This is a genomic window from Intrasporangium calvum (genome assembly GCF_028446585.1).
Classification (GTDB): domain Bacteria; phylum Actinomycetota; class Actinomycetes; order Actinomycetales; family Dermatophilaceae; genus Intrasporangium; species Intrasporangium calvum_A.
Window position 1 is genome coordinate 23,396 of sequence record NZ_JAPFQL010000019.1, and the last position, 18,183, is coordinate 41,578.

Genomic DNA, 18,183 nt, shown 5'->3' on the forward strand with positions numbered 1-18,183 from the left:
GGTGGCCGGTCGAGCCCCACGAGACCTCCGCCGATGAGCCCCCGAACGTCGCGCCACGACTGGTGCCCATCCGCGAAGGGTCAGCTCTTCGGCCCCGAAACGCAGGGCGAAGACCCCCTTCCCATGCATGCGAAGGCCGTCGCGGCGTGCCGAGCGGCTCTGACAGATGCTCACCGCGCATCGCTGGATGCGGTGGTTGCCGATGAGACCGCTCGGCAGTTCGTCGAGGTGCTGAGGGCTGTGGAAGTAGTCGACGCGCCGCCGAGTGCTCGCCCGATGCGCGTCGTCCTCATGGGGCGGACCATGGCTGGGAAGAGCACACTGCTCGCCGCGCTCACCCGCGGGGCATCGGATCGCATAGGTGTGGGCGCCCAGCGCACCTCCCGCGACGTGTGCGCCGCTTCGGCTAACGACATGCCCGAGGTCGAGATCGTCGATACCCCGGGTGTGGGTGCGAAGGACGGAGCGGAGGACGTCGCCTTAGCGATGGCCGAAGTGCCTGGAGCGGATCTCATCCTGTGGGTCGCGAGCAACGACTCCTTTCAGGAGGAGACGGCGCAATCGCTGCGGGCGGTGGCCTACCAGGGAAAGCCAGTTGTGGTCGCGTTGAACTGTCGGGCTCAACTCGTCGACGATCTCGATCGCGAGGATTTCCTGGAGGACCCTGACGCAGTGTTCGAGCAGCACGAAGGTCACTTCAGGACGATCCGCTCCCACCTCTCCTCTCAAGGCGTTAGCCCCGTTGCCGAGGTGATGTTGCACGCCGAGGCTGCGCGGCAGGCGCGGACCGACGCCATCGCCGGCTCGGCGCTGAGGCAGGCGAGCCGAGTTGATGCGCTGCTTGGTGTCTTGCAAGGAGAGTTCCGCGAGCGACGGAGGGCCCGACGGGTCCTGCGCGAGGCCGACGAGGTACGCACTCAAGCAGAGACCGTCGGGAATGCAATTGCCCTCGTCGAGCAGCGGGTTCGAGAAACCGTGCACGTGGGCCGAGGGATGCGCGAGGACCAAGAACGTCGGACTGCCCGCTTGGTCGAGGCGTGCAGACAATCGTTGGAAGACGACGTCGTCCGCGCCGTGGGTGGGCGGCAGGGGTGGCACCAGACGGTCACGGACTTCGGCCCGCAGGTTGCCAACGAGTGGGAGACGGAGCAGGTGGGCCTTGTCGCTGAGCTCGACAAGGCATTGGAGGAGCGACTCACCCAACTCGAGCGCGCCGTCAATGACGAATGCGCGGGCGCGCAGCGGGAGTGGGCATCGGCAGTCCTCCCGGACCTCAAGGTCGAGGGGATCCACGATTTCAGAGGCCTCTGGAAGCGTCAGGCAGCCGGGCTGGCAGTGGGTATGGGTGGAGCAGTCGCAGCGGCCTGGATCGGCTTCTCCGTGGGAGGGCCGGCGGGGGCAGTCGTCGGAGCCACCGCTTCACTGCTCATCACGCCTCTTCGCAAGAAGGTCCAGTCGATATTCACGAGCAAAGCGAAGATCCTTGAGGCAAACCGCGAGCTGCTCCGGACCCAGATCACGGAGATTCTGGGCGACCTCGAACGGCAGACCCTTGGCGTGGTCGCCGAGGCCATCGATCGCGTCAGGCATGACCTGGCTGCAGGATTCGCGCGGCAGGCTACTTCGGAGGCCGCTGCCCTCCAGGTCGCCGATGCCCTGGCAGCGCAGGCTCTTGTTATCGCCACGGCAGTCTCGGCACTGGACCGTGAGACCGTTGGCTGTCTCTTGCTGTCGGATGGACGACCCCGCCTCGCGGCCTCCGTACGCCGGGTGACCCGTCTCCCAGGCGTTTGCATGGCCGTCCAGGTGACGGAGGAAGCGCTGGCCGAGGCCTGGCTCTTTCCGCCCTCGTCACCCGAGCTGCTGTCCTTTGGCCGTGCCCCTTCCACCGGGCCGTCGGGCGCTTACGCAGGGCCATACGTCCTGGGCCTTACCGAGCGGGTTCCCAAGGCCATCTGCCGCCGTCACCAGGACACCGTGGTCGTGACCGACGCTCAAGTACCGGATCAGGTGCTTGCTGCATGGTCCGCCACGTTGTCAGACCACCTCGGCACTCAGATCGGGATCTTGGACCCGAGCGCGAAAGGAAGCGCCTCAGCATGACCGACCTTCTGTACCACTCTGCACCGGCTGCAGTGCGTGACTTGTCTGAGCGGCTCGCCAAGCGGCTCGCGAAGCTACCCGCTGACGAGGGTGCTCGACTACAGGCGCTGTTGATGATTCATCCCCATGAACGCCCCCGGATGGTGCTTACCGGGCAGTACAGCAGCGGCAAGTCGACCCTGATCCACGCCCTCACCGACGAGGGGGCCGAGGTGGTAATCGACTCCGCGGTGGCGACCGACACGGTCGATGTCTTCGATTGGGACGGGCTCGTCGACCTGGTCGACACGCCAGGGGTGCAGGCTGGCCTCGACCGGCATGACGACCTGGCTGAGGAGGCACTTCGCAGCGCCGACCTCGTCCTCTTCACGGTCACCGTCGACCTGTTCGACGACCGGCTCGTGTCTCACCTTCGGCACGTAACTGAGGATCTGAGGAAGGCACCGCAACTCCTCGTGGTGGTCACGAAGAGCCGGAGCCTGGCTGCAGCACAGGGTGTACGTGAAGCGGCCGTCCGAGAGGCGCTCGGGATCTTCGCCGACCGGGTTCCGTGGGTCGAGTGCGATGCCAAGACTTACATTGACGGCCTCCATGAGGTCGACCCCGCACGCGCAGCCCGTCGTATCGAGGCGTCCAACCTCCCTGCGCTCAAGGACCTGATCAACACGATCGCCCGCGAGCGAGGTGACCTCGCTCGGTTCCGCGTACCGCTCCAGCAGGTTGCACTCGTTGCGGGTGAGGCACTCGCCTCGCTGGCCAATGATGCCAACGAGGAGGCAGTGCTCGCCGTCCTCGCGCGTCAACGCAGGGCACTCACGAATCGCCGCGACCTCGTAGACTCTGCACTTGAGCGTCAGGCAACGGAGTTCCGCACCACCTGCATCCGAGCGGCAGAGCGACTTGCGGATGCGGCTGAGTCGATCGAGGACGCGGACTCCCCCGACTGGTCGCAACTCGAACCCGCCTCCCAAGCGCTCAACGACGAGCTGAACGTCGCCAACGAGCGATTCCTGCAGGGGGTGCGGGAGGTGCTCGACTTCCAGCTCTCCGACTTCACATCCGAGGTTCGCGAGATCGAAGCCTCGCCCTATGCCCACCAGTTGACGGAGCTCGTCATCCAAGGCGACGTTGGAGCGGAGCCAATCGCGGTTGATGCCGGAATGACCCGACCGAAGGACGGGAAGCCTGGACGCAGCCCTGCGTGGGGTCGCGAGGCCGCGAAGCATCTCAAGAAGTTCAGCGAGAACTGGGGCGCCGGCGAGGGCGTCAAGAAGGCGGCAGGCAGCCCCGGACACAAGATCGTCTACAACGTTGGCAAGCATGTAGGGATCAAGTTCAAGCCCTACCAAGCCGTCCGCTGGGCCAACAACATCGGCAGGATCGCCAAGGTTGGGAGCGTCGTCCTCCCCGTCGCCTTGGAAGCCTACGCAGTCGTCAGGGACGAGCGCGAAGAGCAGAAGGCAACGCGAGAGAAGGTCCGTCGCCGAAACTCGCTCATCGCCAACGTCCTGTCGCAGAGTGATGACATCGCAAGGAGGACGCTCGTCAACGTACGCGAAGAGCTCAACGCCGAGTTCGGCGCCGCCATCCGAGAGATCGACGAGGTCAACCGAACCGTGCTGGACAATCGAGCCATGCGAGGCGAGTTGGACCGCGACATCAGGGCCATCCAAGTGGAAGCGCACGCGATGCTTGATCGCCTCGACGTAGGGGCGATCGGGTGAGCTCAACGCTCCAACGGTTGTGCAGACTGAGACGGACCAGTGAGTGAGTGGGATCGACCCAAGCAGTGGACGTGGCGGACTTCGTCCTGGCAACTTGGCTCGCTGCTCAACACCATGCACGCGCGGGCGTTTTCGAGGAGGCTTTGAGTCATGCCGGTGGAGATGGGGATGTGGCGGATCGACGGGGACGCCCCGAAGCGACTCGCCTCAGCAACGCTGCCGTCCGAGGCGACGCTCGAGACCTACTTGGAACAGGATCCTTCACTCCTTGGTGAGCGCCTCCTCGTTATCGGGCGACAGGTGCACACCCCGCACGGCAAGTTCATCGACCTGCTCGCGATGGACATTGACGGCAACCTGCATGTCCTTGAGTTGAAGCGGGACAAAACGCCGCGCGACGTCGTGGCTCAGGTCCTTGACTACGGCTCATGGGTGAGCTCCCTCGACCGTGAAGCGGTCATCGACCTGGCCAACGATCACCTCGACGAGCCGTTCGAAGCGGCCTTTGCGGGTGTGTTCGGCTCCCCAGCTCCCGACGAACTCAATGCGGCCCTTCGGTTGACGATCGTGGCGACCGACCTCGACCCTGGCTCGGAGCGGATCGTCACCTACCTGCGGACCTTTGGCGTCCCGGTCAACGCCGTCTTCTTCTCGTATCTCGAAGACGACGGACGGCGTTACCTCGCCCGATCATGGTTGGCACGGGTGGACGACAGCGACAATGGCGCCGCGGCATACCCGAAGAAGAAGGGCAAGCTGGCCGACTGGAACGGCCACGACTGGTTCGTCTCCTTTGGCGCCTACAGCGGCGGGCGCGTCTGGGAGGACGGCCGAAAGTACGGTTTCGTTTCGGCAGGAGGGGGGCCTTGGTACTCGCGCACCCTGCGCGACCTGCCCGAGGGGGCGCGGGTTAACGTGTGCATTCCGCAACAGGGATACGTGGCGATCGGCGAAGTCACAGGACCGGCACGACGGTTTGACCAGGCTCGGGTGACCGTCGACGGTGCGCAGACCGCCTTGGCCAGTCTGCCGTTGGCCGGGACCTACAAGCATGGCAAGAACGGAGCTATCGAGACGGACGAGATGGCGGAGTGGGTCGTGCCCGTGCGGTGGCTCACGGCAGTGCCGGCCGAGCAGGCCTACTGGGAGAAGGGCATGTTCGCGAACCAGAACAGTGCCTGCAAGCTCCGCCAAGAGTTCACCCTCGAACGCCTCGCCAAGCACTTCGACCTCCTCGAGGGTGGCGACTCGTGAGCCCATCCCAGCAGGGACTGCCAAAGGGCGGTCGCTGCAGGAGTTCGAGCAGCGCTTACCAGCGCAAGTCGGCTTGTGTCATGTACACCCTGAGACCGCAGGACGGCACCTTCGAGTGCGGCCTCCCACCCCCGCCGGCCGCGGCACGACCCCGACGTAGGGACGTCGGACGCCTCGACCCAAGGAGGGCTCTGACTGCCAAGACGTCATAAGCGTCCTCGACTTGTGGCTCGTCAGTGGCCGCCGTGGACCACGAAGCCCCGAGACCGCAGGACAGCTGCAACATACTGCTCCGCGGCCGCAGCGACCTCTCGGGTCATCGGCTCGATCAGGGGAGGAAGCAGCTCAGGGCGGAGTACACCCACTCTTCGGCCGGGCCGCTTGAACACGCGGCCACGCTTCCTCGGCCCTTCGATGTGCTGCTGCCGGCGGTGTTCGGGCCTGTGCCAAGTCTGACCAACGTAAACCTCATTGGCTTGACCCCCGAGAACCTCGATGACATAGACCGAATGGTGATGAACGGCACCCTTGATCGACATGGGGGCCATTGTCTTCCAGACGGCAGCGAACCGGAACGATTGCACCAGAGCCCACGTGCGGATGTCGCGAGCGGCCTGTGACGGCAAGGGCGGACAGGGTCACCCTTCACGGCGATTTGTCTGAAGTGCGTATTTGCCGGCTCGAGGCCAGCTAGGGTCCTCCTGTCGATCAAACTCACCACGCGGGGGATCACTGATGTCAACCGAGTCAATGGAATGGCTCAATAAGAACGTGCTCATCGGCTTCACTGAAGAGCGCGGCACTGCTTGGCACTACCGCAAGTCGGACCAAGGCACCGAGCCGAACCACTACCCTGGGTCCATCCCCCTCGGGGACGTCGAGCGTCGCCTGTTTCACTGGGATCCCGACGAAGCAGATCTGTACGCCGATCTCGGGCTGACCATGGCCAAGGCACACGGCCACAAGGCCATCGTGCGCAGCGACACCGGCGAAGTCTTGGGGATCGTGAGCGCCTCGTACACAGTGCATCCATACCGGTCCTGGCTCCTCGACAACGTGAGCGGTCTGCTTGGTGACTCGGCTGGCATCGGCTCAGCAGGTCTGCTCAAGAACGGAGCACGGGCATGGGTGCAAGTCGAGGTGCCGGAAACCGTGAAAACCCGCGAGGGCGTGGACTTTCGCCCATTCCTGACTGCGACCACAACGCTCGACGGGAGCGCCTCAACGACCTACCTGACAGGCGCCCAGGTGGTCGTATGCGATAACACGTTGAACGCTGCGCTGAAGGACGAGAACGCGGCAAAGCTTCGCATCCGACACACCAAGCACAGCTGGTTCGACGTCCATGACGCACGAGAGGCGCTCGACCTCCTTCACGTCACGAAGGATGCCTTCGAGGCCCACGTTCGTGAGCAATGCGCGATCAAGGTGAGCGAGGCGGAATGGCACCAATTCCTCCTCGCCCACTTCCCGCTGAAGGACGAGGACCGCTTTCCCAAGCACCCGAACCTGGAGGCACGGCGAACAGTCGATTACCTGTGGCGTAAGGATCCCCGCGTCGAGCCGTGGCGGGGAACGGCCTATGGCGTCATCGCTGCCGTCAACACGTTCCAACATCACTACGCCGCAGGGCAGCCAAGGGCACAACGCTCTCGCGCCGAGCGGAACGCCTTGCGCGCCGCGACCGGCGGATTCGACAAGATCGATGCGAAAGTCCTCAAGACCCTGTCGTCGATTCAATCTCCGTAAGCACCCCAGCCGGGACGCGCGAAGTCGATTGAGAGCTGGTGCAGCGATCATCAGTGCCACTCCTTGCCACGCGTGTGACCCAGGACGCGCTATTGCGGCAGCGAGGGGTCTCGCGACGCTTCACCGCGTGCAGCGCGCTTACCGCGGAGGGGGTGTCGGGACTGCTTGAGCCGCTCACGGACTGCGGAGGCGCCCATGCCCTTGAGGTTCAGGGGCGGGTCGAGGAGTTGCAGGACGCCGTGCTCGACTGCGCCAAGGATGTCTGCGTCGTCGACAGGCGCCGGAATCACGCGGAGGCGCTCGGTCATCCAAGCAGTCAGGGCTCGCTCGTCCACCTTCCCGGCCGAGTCGGTAGGGCCGAGCAGCGAGGCGAGCGTTCGCCTGAACGTAGAGAACTCATGCTTCTTCCCCAGGTGCATACCCGCGAGCCGGACCCAAAGGGTGTTGCTCGAGCGCCGACCGCTCGGCCACCGCGTCGCTCCCGCTTGCCCCGCGTAGATGAGCCCCGGAGCGACCGGCTGTCCGAGTGTGAGGGTGAGGTCACCAGCGCCGTGGTCATCGACCCACCAGCTGTAGAGACCGGGGCGTTGAAGCGGCTTCCGGTCTGAGGCGAGGAGCTGCGGCACGGTCCATGCGTTGCTTTCGTCACCGAGGAACGCGGCGAGCTGGTCTACGAGTGACTCGACATCACTGCGCTGGAGGTCTGAACCCCGTAAGGCCGAGATGGAACGCCCATCGGGAACCAGCTCAGCGGCATACCACTGCAGCCGCTCCCCCAGCGAGAGCCCGGCCAGTGGGGCGTGGATGACCGCGCCGGCTGCACGTAACGGTGCCTCGATGGCCTTGATGTACGCATCGCTGGCGTGCACGTCGACCGTTGTTCCGGCGAGGGTTCCGTGCAGGAGTTCGAGGCGGGCAACGACCCACCGACCCCAAACATCGCGGTAGGCCGGCGGGGTGTCTGGGAGGAATCGCTCGTAGGGCGCCAGCCATTCATCGGGGGCTACGAGCCCGTGCTCCGCGGAAAGGATGAACCACGGGAGGCCGGATGCCTTCGCGTAGGAGCGCTGCTTGAGGAACAGTGGTGACGTGTAGAGGTCTTGCGCTTCAGTGGGCGCCGACCGCTTGCCCTTCACGCACGTCACGAGCAACACCGACGGTGAGCTCCCAGACACCGTGCCAGCTGCTCGGGCCGGGCGGGTGGAGTAACGGTCGTGAGTGTCGGGCCTCGCCTCCCCCTCAGCCTCGCGTACGAAGGTGACGCTCCGGCCCTGCTCGAGGTGTGCGACTCGGAAGCCGGCCGAGCGCCACGCATTGACGTGCGGCCGGTCTCCGGACCACCAAGCGCGATGCTTCGTAGCCGACGCCGGTAAGCCACCGACGATCTCGCCTAAGCGCTCCCAGGACAGAGTCACTTGGCTGTCTTGGTCCCGCAGCAAGTCCCCGAGCTCACGCCAGTTCGCTGACACACAGACAGTGTCCCAGCTAGCCCCTTCATCACAGGCTTGGGCCGCCGGGACTTCGGCTGCGGTCGTGCTGAAGCCGTGCCTCCTCAGCCCGACTGTCAGCGTTGATGCGCCGCCGGCGATCCACCTGAAGAACAGCCCCGCCTTGGGCAAGCCGACGCCATTCGGCCTGTATGGCCTCCTCCTCAGCCCGACGCGTCGCCGTGGCCGACAGCTCTGCGCCGCTGGTCCGGATGACTCCCTCCAGGATCTCGACCGGGTCCGCCTCGTTAATGTCCTCGTGGCTGGTTGCCACGTCCGGGTTGTAGGTCGTGTCGACGTAGAGCCGGTTGGATTCCCGACCGCGGGTCGCCATCACGTAGAGCGGCTCGCGCACCGTCGCAGCGCTGACGTAGGCGTGCGCCGTGTCGACCGTCCGGCCCTGCGCACGGTGCGCCGTGCTGGCGTATCCGAGCTCGACGTGCGCCTGAACGTACGCCGCTGGCAACTGCGCGACCGCTCCCCCGCCGGCGCGCCGCACCCGCATCGAACCGTCCGCGCCGAGGGCCTGAACGATCCAGTCGTCGCCGTTCTTGACCCACCCGCGTCCGGCCACCAGGGCCCGATGGTTGTGACGGGTCACGACCACGTCACCCACGCCGACCGTGACACCGTCGACGAGCCGCACCCCTTCCGGAGCAACCTCGCCGACCTCTACGCGGTGCGCCCGCGCGCGGGCGTTCAGGTCCGCGACGGTCTCGGCGTCGGCGGCGAGCATCAGTGACGCCCGCCCAGCGCGGACATCGGTCAGCCAGCCGTCGAAGATGAGGTCGATCATGTCCTCGCGCCCGCCGGACTCGACCCGCCCATGCTGCACGTAGGCAGCGGCGACGGACGGTCTGCCGGCGCGGAGCTTCAGCGACGCGGCGCGTTCCCACTCGTTCCTGAATCGGCGCACGTCGTGCAGCGCGGGCGCGTCCAGCCGCGTGTCAACAAGCAGCTTGAAGGCGCCCCCAGCCTGCACCGGCGAAAGCTGGGCCCAGTCCCCCACCAGCAGTACCTTCGCGCGCGCCCGCGCGGCCGCGGACGTGATGTAGTCCAGGTCCATCGTGGCAGCCATGGATGCCTCGTCAACGATCACCAGCTGCCCCGGCCGCAGACTGAACCTGTCGTATGCCGCTGAGCTGGCTGCCGCTTGCTTCTGCAGTTCGCGGGTGGCTTGGGAGGGGTAGGCCCGAGCCAGCCGAGCGGCATACGACTCGATCTCCTGACGCCGTTCGGGGAGGCGACGGTGTTCGGTGATCCACTTGGCGGTGTTCTCGGTGGGGACGCCGACGGCGTCGGCGAGGACCTCCGCTGCCGCGGCAGAGGGGGCCAGTCCGATGACCGAGCCTGCTCCGTGGGCTACTTCCCAGGCGGCGCGTACGCCGGCCATCGTGGTCGACTTGCCGGTGCCGGCGGCGCCGACGATCAGGTCGAGCCGGCGGCCGGATGTAACGACTGCGGACACCGCCGCGGCCTGCTCCGCCGAGAGCACCTTCCGGCCAGCCGCGACCACCTCGGCGGGGTCCGGCTCGGCGGGCGTGGGTGCGGTCGGCGCGCCGGTGACAGCCGCTGCGTCGAGGAGGCGAGCTTCGGCGTCGAGGAGTTCCTGGGTGGCGTAGAGCTCGCTGTTGCGGGCCCGGAACTTGCTCGACCCGTCCGGGCGCTGCAGCGCGTCGGGGACCAGCCCAACCTCTGGTGGAGTGAGCATGACGGCCCGCCCAGCGGCATACGTCGCGGTCTTCTCGGCGACCGCAACCCGGTCAGCTGTGGTGGCGAAGCGGACCCCGTGCAGCTCGCGCAGGGTTTCGGCGAGCAGGTTGGCGCGGGTGAAAGTGGCGCGCTTGTCGGCGACCTTGGTCAGCACGACGGTCGCGAGGTCGCGCAGCAATCCGTCGTCGAGATCGGCCGCGGCCACCAGCCGCGGCGGGGTGCGCTTCGCGAGGTTTCCGACCCAGCTCTCAGGGTCGGCGCCGACGAAAGGGCGCGCGCGGTCCTTCCACTCGGTGATCAGTTCCCGCAGGGGTCGGACGTGCTTGTCCCCGCGGGTGGCGAGGGTAGCCTGCTGCCGCATCTGGATGACTTCGCGGGCGGTGGGCTGCCGGCCGTGCGCCGCGGCGAACGCGGCGACGAGGTCGTCCTTGGCGGCCTCGATCGCGCTCGAGCGTTGGGAGAAGTGCTCCCGCAGCTCCTGTGAGACGCCGTCGACCTCCCATTTCGGTTCGGCCGACCGGCGGCGCTGCTCCGGCGTCCAGCCCCAGCCGAGCTCGGCGGTCAACCCGTCGGCGAGGACCCCGTTGTACAGCTCGGACATGCCGACCGCGGCGCGGTAGAGAGCCTTAGAGTCGAGGGTGCGCCACGCCCCGTCCGTGACGGCCTGGACGCGGTTGAGGACCACGACGTGGGTGTGCAGCTGCGGGTCGCCGGCGCGGGAGTCCCAGTGGTCGAACGCGGTCGCAATGATGCCTCGGATGTCCTCCTGGACCACGCCACCCTTGCCCATCCGGGTGGCGAAGACCTGGCTCTCGCCGTAGGCAATGACGGCCTCGAGGGCGCGCCGGTGGGCGGCGTAAATGCGGGCGCGGGTGGGGTCGTCGGCGAGCGCCCACGCTACAGAGACGGACTTCGGCGCGGAGAACGTCAGGTCGAAACCGGCGACGGTCTGCGGCGGCCTCTTGGGCCTTCCGAGGTGGTCGACGGCTTGGGTGCGGTGGGCGGGTGGGGCCTGGCCGAGCTGCTCGCCGGTGACGGGGTCCTGGAGCACGCCCAGCATCCGCCACAGGTGCTCCTCCGTGACGACCGAGCCAGCCTGGACGCCTTGACCATTGTTGAGGCCAGCGAGGCCGGCGCCGAGGAACCTGCCGGGCGGGGTGCCTTCGGCGGCGTAGTACGCCTGCAGCCCGGCCGCCGGGCCGGCCTGGTCCATCCGGGCCACGGAGGACATCAGGTAGCGGTACCCCGCTCCCAGCGTCATCCGCCTGATGGACATCGTCACGGTTCGGTTCACGGGCCGGGCGGGGCACCACCGGGCCACCCGCGCAGCGGGTGCCAGACGTGTGGCTCGAGGGCTTGGCTGGGTGGCCCGGGGGCAGTGGCAAGGGGGTACGGCGGTGGGCGGGCGGTTCAGGGGCTGACCGTGTCGGCGGGGCGGAGGAAGCGTGCGGAGAGCCAGGTGTGAACGGTGGTCGAGGTCGAGCCTTCGGAGACGACGTAGACGACGAGCGCGGTCCAGTCGCCGGCAGGCTGATCCCGACGCCACTCGACGATCACGCCTGGCCACGGGCCCGGGTGGTCCGCCGGCCCCTCCACCCAGCAGTGACGGCGGCTCGCTCGTGGGGGTGGAGCCAGCCCGGGCGTGACCACGGGGCGGTCGCGCAGCGGCACCCCGCGCCCACGTCCCATGCCTCCTGCCATCCACCCATTGTGACGCTTCTTCGAACGGTTGTTCGAGCCGGTGCAAATAGTGGCCCGTGCCGCACGTAGGACCTGCGACCATGCACATCCCACATCGGAGGCGAACCTCATGTGCCCACTCCCCGTCGACCCCGACGCACGCAAGCGACTCCAGGACGCCCAGCGCGCCGAAGCCGAAGCCCTCAAGTCCGTCGAGCTCGCCACGCGAGCGCGTGACCGCGTCCAGCGCAAGCTCGACACGGCCAACGCCGAGCTCGACGCTGCCAAGTCGACCCTGATCGAGGGCTCGGGCATCAGCAGAGCGGCGCTCTTGCTCGCCGAGGAGGAGAGTGATCTTCGCCGGATCCGCCGGCTCGCGTCACGGGATGTCGCGGGGAATCGCGCGTCTCGTCCAACAGGGTCTCAGCCGTCGATCTGAGCCCTTCGGGCGTTGACCGGCGCGCTCCCCCTGACCAAAGTGGACGAAGATCGGCGACACGCGCCCAAGCTCGCGCCCTGGGCGAAGACATGCATTCGGAGACCAACCGTCCCATGTTCATCGACATAGCCTTCGACTTCCGGACCGACGCGACAACATCCGACCCGGACCAGAGCAGTCCCACGCTGCGGCGCTACCACCAACTCCTCTGGAGCAAACCGCTACCGAACGGTCACGAGTTCGGCCTCGATACGACGACGCCCTGGACCTATCTGCACCATGCGTCGGATCTCGGCGAGTTCTTCCTCAGCAGCGACTCGGTGATCGCCACCTACAGCTTCCGGCCGTCCATGGCCGGGCTGATTGGACAGATCCCGCAGGCTGACGTCGAGCGATTCGAGAGGATCGGTTACACCATCGGCGGGATGATGATCTTCCCGAGCAACATGGTGGACGGGAAATGGACCATCAACATGGCCCGCGGGATGAATCGCCGGATCGGGGACCGCATGGACCTCACCCTCGAGTGCATTCGCCGCTACTACGCGGGTGACCCCCGGACGCCGCTTGGCGAAACGTTGGCGCGCTATTCCGAGTTCTTGGCGCTCTTTGGCGACTTCCGCGGCTACGTGGACTTCTTCCTGCTCCAGGATCTGGTCACCGACGACTACGGCGCAGTCGACTTCTTCTTGCCCTTCGACGACTTCGTGTCCCCCGCCATGCCGGCCGACCTCGACGCCTACACGCGGTTTCGCGATGCCTCGATCCAGTTCGTTCTCGAGCGCAACAAGCGCATCGCGGCCTGGTGCGCGGAGCATCTCGCCCCCTCCCGAATCGAGGAGGAACCCCGTCGCCCGTGAAGCAGCGTTGCAGGGACTGCTGCCGTGCGACCGTCCGCCCCCGCGGCTACGGTCAACGCATGCCAGCCCGCCGCCGTCGCTCGCAGAGCGCGACAACTCGGCGCCGCCGCGAAGCGTTCGCGGAGGCAGCGAAACTGGGCGGGATCGAGCCAGTGGAGCAGGTGCTACACGATCCACATGGTTGGCCGGTGATCCAGCCTGGCCAGGTCTTCGTGACTCGCGCTGGCTCCACGTTCCACACCGGCTGGTGCTCCACGGTCGTCAACGTGGCGGATGACCAGCCAGGCAGGTTGATCGTGGTCGAGCGTCACACGGTCGGCGGCCGGACGCAATGTCGGGATTGTCTTCGGGGCGATTACGTCCGCTGACCGACCGGCACGGCGTCGCCGCCGATTTCCGAGACCCGCAGTCGCGTGAGCCTCGGCGTGAGTCTGTAATGGTGCGCGATCCATTCCTCCAGAGGTCGCTCAGTCTGAGGGCCAGCGGATGGTGAGCATGACCGAGTCCTCCAGCGCTTTCCACGCGTGGACTACTCCCGGGCCCCACATCACGTAGTCCCCTGGCTTCGAGAGCTCGACCTCGCGGTCGGGCAGCTTCTGCACGAACCGTCCCGAGATGAGGAACATGATCGAGGTCCTGGTCTCGCCTGTCGTCCACTCCGGGCGCTCCTCGCCGGCTGCGTGCGCTCCCCACTTGATCTCGACGTCGTTGGAGTTGCGGATGCTGTCGGCCGGCTCGATGAAGTTGCCGACGATCCACCCACGGTAGGGGCTGCCATCTTCGTAGGCGTTTCCTGCGGCGATGCTCACGTCTGGACTCCGATCTCGAGGGGAGGCAGCCTCACCCTGTCGGGGCTCAGCTCGGCCAGTCGTCGCAACCCTAGTGCGAACGCGACCAGCCCCTCGTCGGACCAATCCGGCTCATTGAGCAGTGCCGCAAGTCCGTCGCGGTCTAGCGAGGAGAAGGCCCGAAGGCGCGCTGCCTCCCAGTTGGCCTCGACTGCTCCGCCATGCCGGATCCAGAACGTCTCGTCGTGCACGGCCATGACGGAGGCGAACTCGTAGTTCCCGCTCATCAGGTTGTACCCGAACCCGGTCATCTGCAGGTCCCAGTCGGGCGACTTGCACAGCCACCTCATCGGCTCGCTCAGCCGGCTTGGGTGCATGGGGTCAGCGGCTGCGTCATTCGACCCGACATCGAGTTCGTCCCGGCCCAGGAGCTCTTCCTCGAGCTCGCGCAGCAGCGTGCGTCCCACGCCGACGTCGCCTGCCACGTCGTTGATCGGCTGATGGAAGCACTTCGGGATCACTGCGAGGCGGCCCGTCGCGTTTACGACCCGCGGGCTGCGCTCCTGGATCAGCAGCAGGTAGTCGCCCGGGCGTCCGCCGGCCCCTGGTCGAGCGAAGGCGCACAGGGCCTGCGCTCCCCCGGCGCAGAGCCTCCCCGTCGGCTCGAGCACCGCTCCGATCGACGGGAGCAATGCCTCCCGCAGCGGCAGCCCCTCGCTACGGCCGAGCGCGGAGTCGGCCACCTCGGCCTCGAGGACATCCCAGGTCAGGGCGTAGTGCGCGAAGGTGTCGACCGCGAACTCCGTCCCCGTGGCGAGCTCGCCCTCGGGTGCCCGCAGCAATCGGTAGACCGGTGCATCGACGAACCTCGTGCGCCCGACGAGGATCTCCGCCACGCGCTGCAACGCGGCATCGGCGATCGCCGGACTGACGGGCACGTCGTCGGCGGGCATCCCATGGACGAGCTCGAACGCGCCGGTCTCTTCCCGCAGGTCGAGTCGCCCCGCGAGCCATTCCTTCCGGGACAGGATCGTGGTCGCGTGTCGGCGGGGGCCACCGTGGACGCTCACGTTCCCGTACCCCGGGGGCGGGTCGCCGTAGAAGTCGCGCACCACCTGCGCAGCGCACGAGCGGTCGACTGTCCCGCGCGCCCTGGCACCCTCGCGGACTCGTGCGGCACCGACTCCGCCGAGGAGCGCCTCGACGTCGCGGCGTGATATCCCGGACGGTTCGTGTCGTATGCCGTCCAGCCAGTCGAGCGCGGACGCGATGTGCCGGTCCGCGTCCAGGCGTCGACGCAAGGGCTCGGAGCGTTCTCGCCCTTGGCCATCGGGCACGTCGCCGCGCAGTTGGGCGAAGCGATGCTTCACGTCGTCGCCGGCGCGGTCGAGCATGGTGTCCAGAGCCTGCTGCATCTCCAGCGTCAAGCGCATCGCAGAGTTGGCATGCCACTTGGCGATGGTCCGAGGCGCAGCCCCGAGCTTCTCGGCGAAGGCCTCGTTGGTCAGGCGCATCGCCTGCTGCAGCTGGCAGGCCTCGGGCGGGCGCCACTCCGCGACAACCACTCTCATGGTGCTCCCCCTTGATCGGTCATGAGCGCGACGCGTGGCCGGGTGCATTGCCAGTGCACTCCCGGTTCATGGTGACCGGGAGTGATGGCTGGCTGACTTGGGGTCATGGATCGGTGGGTGCGTCGATGGCGCGGCGCAGCGGACACGCTTGGCTCGCAGAGCGATTCCTTCGTGATGCGTCTGACAGGACTCACGCCGTCCTCCCTTGCCTCGACCGGTTGCTGGGCATTTTGCCCGCTACCGGTGACCGCCGCCGGGCCGCGAGCGCCTTCTGTGGATAACCGAGTTCATAGCTGAAGTAGTTGTCCACAGATTGATCGCCGCCTCGGCAAACCGCCCTTCGGGTGGAGGAGAACTGATAAATGCCCGGTGCCTGCCGGCGCCCCGAGCGAGACAAGCAAGGAGCTTGGCATGAAGCAGAACGAGATCAGGGGTCACCTCGTCGCCGAAGCCTTGGCGGCATGCCCCACTCTCAGCAAAGGGACACCGGAATACGACAGACTTTGGCGGGCGGTCGAACTGGGGATCTGCACTCGCGGCCTCTGCTTGGTGACGCCCTTGGGGTCCTCCTCAAGCATCGCCGTCACGGAAGACCACGCCATGGTCGAGCTGCTCGCGGCCATGGAGTGGCTCGTTGCCCACGCTGGCGAGGCCCGCGCCTTGACGCCGATCGAGCTGTACATCAAGCTCCGGGGCGTCGCCACGCGAGGGGCCTCCGGCTCAGCCAGGGCAGCGCAGGCCGACGCGCTGCACGGGCTGACCAACGTCTCCCCCGGCGACCCGGTCATCTTCGTCGACTCCGACTCGCTGGAGGACGCGTCATGATCGCCTCCGACACCTTCGAGGGATGGGCCGCGGAGCAGCTCGGCCTCACCGACGACGACATCGACGTGATGCAGCTTGAGCCAGTGCTCGACGTGTTCATCTCGCGAATGGAAGATGCGCGAGCTCGCGGTGCCGACGACCCGCTCAAGACCATCACGGCCAAGGTGGCCGGAGGAAACTCGCGTGCCTGCACCAAGCGCATGCTCCAGCAGCTCGGCTTCGCGCCCGCCGCACGACGGGCCCTCCATCGGCTCCTGGCCGGGTCGCCGTCGGGCTGGCCAGGACTCCTGCGTCTCTTCGCCGAGCAGGCAGAGCTGACCCGCACGCAACGGCACTACGCCCGTCGCCAGGTGCAGATCGTCCGCTCTCAGGCCACCGGGTCGCGCAACGGCTCGAGTGCCGCGTGCTCCGCCAGTGCGGTCACTCCGTAGAGCGCCACGACCCCTACGACCACGAGCGATGGCACGTCCGGACCCGAGAGGGCTCGGGGGTATCCATCGCCATAGTCCAGGACGACCGACGACTGGGAGAGGTCGGGGTGGAAGCCCACCAACGAACGCCACCACAGGGACGTGACCGAGCCCAGCGGCATACCGACAAGGAGCCTGCGATCGGTCACCAGGGCCTTGACCCCGGTCCTTGGACACGGGGTGGGATTACGCCGCTGACGGGAGCGTAGCGGCGGTGAGGGCCTCGTAGGCGACGGGGCTCATGTGCCGGCACCAGGAGTGGCGTCGGCGGGTGTTGTACCGGGTGAGCCACCGGAATGCCTGCCGGCGGCAGGTGGTCTCGTCGGGCCAGCAGCTCGCGTCCTGCAGGACCTCTCTCTTGAAGGTCGCGTTGAACGCCTCGGCCAGACTGTTGTCCGCGCTCGTGCCGACGGCCCCCATGGACTGGGTCACCCCGAGCGCGGCGCAGAGGTTGGCGAATTCCTTTGAGGTGTAGACCGACCCGTGGTCCGTGTGGAAGATCGACCCGGCCAGACTGCCGCGGGTCGCGGCAGCCTCCTTGAGGGCATTTACGACGAGCTCGGTGCGCATGTGATCCGCGAGGGCCCAGCCGACCAGACGGCGCGAGTGGCAGTCGATCACGGTGGCCAGGTACAAGTTGGACCCGTCCGCGATCGGCAGGTAGGTGATGTCCCCGACGTAGCGCTGGTTCGGCGCGGCCGCGGTGAAGTCCCGCCCGATCAGGTCGGGCACCTTCGCGTCGGCCGGCTCGGGGATCGTGGTGCGCACCTTCCGTCGGCGCTGGTAGCCGCGGATCTGCTCCTGGCGCATCACCCGCGCGACCCGCTTGTGGTTGACCCGCTGCGCCTCGGGGACGCCGTCGTTGAGCTCGGCGGTGATCCGCGGCGCGCCCATCGTGTTGTCCTCCCGGTGGACCTCGCGGATCCTCTGAGCAAGCTCGGCATCGGACGCCGCCCGTGCCCCACGCGTCGGGGCCGCGGCCTGCCACGCGTAGAACGACGAGCGCTCAATCTGCACGAGCTCACACAACCGCTTCACCTCGAAGGCGTGCTGGTGGTCGGCGACGAACTGGAAGCGGCTCACCAGTTCGTCTCCCCAGCGAAATACTTGGCCGCCGACCGCAGAATGTCACGCTCGACCACCAGCTTGGCCTGCTCCGAGCGCAACGCGGCGTTCTCGGCCTCCAACCGGGCGATCCGCGCCTCGGGCGTCTCGTCCTGCCCACCGGGACCTGAGGCCTCGGGAAGGTGCTGCGGCTTGAGGGGGCTTCGGGTCAACGTCCCGTCAGCAGCCGTCTTCCTGCCCGTCCCATACAGGTCGAGCCAGTGCCGCAGCGTGCCCCGCTCGATACCCAGGTCCTCGGCCATGCCACGCACCGTCGCACCCGCAGTGGACTCATACAAGTCGACGGCCTGCCGACGAAACTCCTCGGAGTAATTCTTGCGGGCCATGGTTCAGGATCATCTCGCTTCCCCAGCACATGCTGGATTCAGCGTGTCCAAGAACCAGGGTCAGGGCCC

At 67.2% G+C, this 18,183-nt stretch carries 14 protein-coding genes and 1 pseudogene; 8 read left to right on the plus strand and 7 right to left on the minus strand.

The features are described 5' to 3' along the window. Positions 1-123: 123 nt before the first annotated feature. The 4 genes from OO014_RS06120 to OO014_RS06135 all read left to right on the plus strand — a co-directional run bounded on the left by OO014_RS06120 (position 124) and on the right by OO014_RS06135 (position 6,830). Positions 124-2,103, plus strand: coding sequence for a GTPase (locus tag OO014_RS06120; protein ID WP_272461401.1), 1,980 nt, complete (start codon positions 124-126; stop codon positions 2,101-2,103). Continuing rightward, a complete protein-coding gene (locus tag OO014_RS06125) occupies positions 2,100-3,827 on the plus strand; it encodes a GTPase domain-containing protein (RefSeq protein WP_272461402.1) in 1,728 nt (575 codons plus the stop codon). Before OO014_RS06120 ends, OO014_RS06125 begins: the two co-directional genes overlap by 4 nt. A 150-nt stretch (positions 3,828-3,977) precedes the next feature. Continuing rightward, complete coding sequence (locus tag OO014_RS06130; protein ID WP_272461403.1) at positions 3,978-5,081, plus strand: endonuclease NucS domain-containing protein; 1,104 nt, start codon at positions 3,978-3,980, stop codon at positions 5,079-5,081. Positions 5,082-5,816: 735 nt separating this feature from the next. Then, the gene (locus OO014_RS06135) at positions 5,817-6,830 is read left to right on the plus strand and encodes a DUF932 domain-containing protein (protein WP_272461404.1); all 1,014 of its coding nucleotides are present in this window, start codon (positions 5,817-5,819) and stop codon (positions 6,828-6,830) included. Between the two features lie 89 nt (positions 6,831-6,919). Here OO014_RS06135 and OO014_RS06140 read toward each other — a convergent pair whose 3' ends face one another. The 4 genes and pseudogenes from OO014_RS06140 to OO014_RS06150 all read right to left on the minus strand — a co-directional run bounded on the left by OO014_RS06140 (position 6,920) and on the right by OO014_RS06150 (position 11,731). Beyond that, positions 6,920-7,984, minus strand: a complete 1,065-nt coding sequence (locus OO014_RS06140) for a DUF6884 domain-containing protein (protein WP_272461405.1) — start codon at positions 7,982-7,984, stop codon at positions 6,920-6,922. Between the two features lie 102 nt (positions 7,985-8,086). Beyond that, positions 8,087-8,299: pseudogene (locus tag OO014_RS19355) on the minus strand (DUF7662 domain-containing protein); the annotation flags it as partial. Positions 8,300-8,327: 28 nt separating this feature from the next. Further along, positions 8,328-11,306 carry a MobF family relaxase gene (gene mobF, locus OO014_RS06145; protein ID WP_272461414.1) on the minus strand — a complete coding sequence of 993 codons (2,979 nt, stop codon included), beginning with the start codon at positions 11,304-11,306 and terminating at the stop codon, positions 8,328-8,330. A gap of 134 nt (positions 11,307-11,440) precedes the next feature. Then, positions 11,441-11,731: a hypothetical protein gene (locus OO014_RS06150; protein WP_272461406.1), complete on the minus strand. Its 291-nt coding sequence runs from the start codon at positions 11,729-11,731 to the stop codon at positions 11,441-11,443. Positions 11,732-11,840: 109 nt separating this feature from the next. Between OO014_RS06150 and OO014_RS06155 the strand changes: the two genes are divergently transcribed. Both OO014_RS06155 and OO014_RS06160 read left to right on the plus strand, forming a co-directional pair. Further along, positions 11,841-12,149 (plus strand): hypothetical protein, encoded by a 309-nt coding sequence (locus tag OO014_RS06155; RefSeq protein ID WP_272461407.1) that lies wholly within the window; start codon positions 11,841-11,843, stop codon positions 12,147-12,149. An 89-nt stretch (positions 12,150-12,238) separates the two neighbouring features. After that, positions 12,239-13,009 (plus strand): DUF6994 family protein, encoded by a 771-nt coding sequence (locus OO014_RS06160; RefSeq protein ID WP_272461408.1) that lies wholly within the window; start codon positions 12,239-12,241, stop codon positions 13,007-13,009. 467 nt (positions 13,010-13,476) lie between these two features. Here OO014_RS06160 and OO014_RS06165 read toward each other — a convergent pair whose 3' ends face one another. Both OO014_RS06165 and OO014_RS06170 read right to left on the minus strand, forming a co-directional pair. Continuing rightward, a complete protein-coding gene (locus OO014_RS06165) occupies positions 13,477-13,818 on the minus strand; it encodes a signal peptidase I (RefSeq protein WP_272461409.1) in 342 nt (113 codons plus the stop codon). Beyond that, positions 13,815-15,368, minus strand: a complete 1,554-nt coding sequence (locus OO014_RS06170) for a hypothetical protein (RefSeq protein ID WP_272461410.1) — start codon at positions 15,366-15,368, stop codon at positions 13,815-13,817. Before OO014_RS06170 ends, OO014_RS06165 begins: the two co-directional genes overlap by 4 nt. 411 nt (positions 15,369-15,779) lie before the next feature. Between OO014_RS06170 and OO014_RS06175 the strand changes: the two genes are divergently transcribed. Both OO014_RS06175 and OO014_RS06180 read left to right on the plus strand, forming a co-directional pair. Beyond that, the gene (locus OO014_RS06175) at positions 15,780-16,193 is read left to right on the plus strand and encodes a hypothetical protein (RefSeq protein WP_272461411.1); all 414 of its coding nucleotides are present in this window, start codon (positions 15,780-15,782) and stop codon (positions 16,191-16,193) included. Continuing rightward, complete coding sequence (locus tag OO014_RS06180; protein ID WP_272461412.1) at positions 16,190-16,624, plus strand: hypothetical protein; 435 nt, start codon at positions 16,190-16,192, stop codon at positions 16,622-16,624. The genes OO014_RS06175 and OO014_RS06180 overlap by 4 nt, the downstream gene beginning before the upstream one ends. Before the next feature lie 225 nt (positions 16,625-16,849). On the opposite strand, the gene OO014_RS06185 is transcribed toward OO014_RS06180, so the two are convergent. Further along, positions 16,850-18,114, minus strand: a protein-coding gene (locus tag OO014_RS06185; protein WP_272461413.1) for an IS3 family transposase whose coding sequence is annotated in 2 segments (ribosomal slippage) — positions 16,850-17,760 and positions 17,760-18,114 — 1,266 coding nt in all. Because the reading frame shifts where the segments join, the coding sequence is not laid out codon by codon here. Between the last annotated feature and the right edge of the window lie 69 nt (positions 18,115-18,183).

What these genes read in the sequence shown, in the direction of transcription:
- OO014_RS06120 (WP_272461401.1), top strand. Translation starts at nt 124, where the DNA reads ATGCATGCGAAGGCCGTCGCGGCGTGCCGAGCGGCTCTGACAGATGCT.
- OO014_RS06125 (WP_272461402.1), top strand. Translation starts at nt 2,100, where the DNA reads ATGACCGACCTTCTGTACCACTCTGCACCGGCTGCAGTGCGTGACTTG.
- OO014_RS06130 (WP_272461403.1), top strand. Translation starts at nt 3,978, where the DNA reads ATGCCGGTGGAGATGGGGATGTGGCGGATCGACGGGGACGCCCCGAAG.
- OO014_RS06135 (WP_272461404.1), top strand. Translation starts at nt 5,817, where the DNA reads ATGTCAACCGAGTCAATGGAATGGCTCAATAAGAACGTGCTCATCGGC.
- mobF (WP_272461414.1), bottom strand. Translation starts at nt 11,306, where the DNA reads ATGTCCATCAGGCGGATGACGCTGGGAGCGGGGTACCGCTACCTGATG.
- OO014_RS06150 (WP_272461406.1), bottom strand. Translation starts at nt 11,731, where the DNA reads ATGGCAGGAGGCATGGGACGTGGGCGCGGGGTGCCGCTGCGCGACCGC.
- OO014_RS06155 (WP_272461407.1), top strand. Translation starts at nt 11,841, where the DNA reads ATGTGCCCACTCCCCGTCGACCCCGACGCACGCAAGCGACTCCAGGAC.
- OO014_RS06160 (WP_272461408.1), top strand. Translation starts at nt 12,239, where the DNA reads ATGCATTCGGAGACCAACCGTCCCATGTTCATCGACATAGCCTTCGAC.
- OO014_RS06170 (WP_272461410.1), bottom strand. Translation starts at nt 15,368, where the DNA reads ATGAGAGTGGTTGTCGCGGAGTGGCGCCCGCCCGAGGCCTGCCAGCTG.
- OO014_RS06175 (WP_272461411.1), top strand. Translation starts at nt 15,780, where the DNA reads ATGAAGCAGAACGAGATCAGGGGTCACCTCGTCGCCGAAGCCTTGGCG.
- OO014_RS06180 (WP_272461412.1), top strand. Translation starts at nt 16,190, where the DNA reads ATGATCGCCTCCGACACCTTCGAGGGATGGGCCGCGGAGCAGCTCGGC.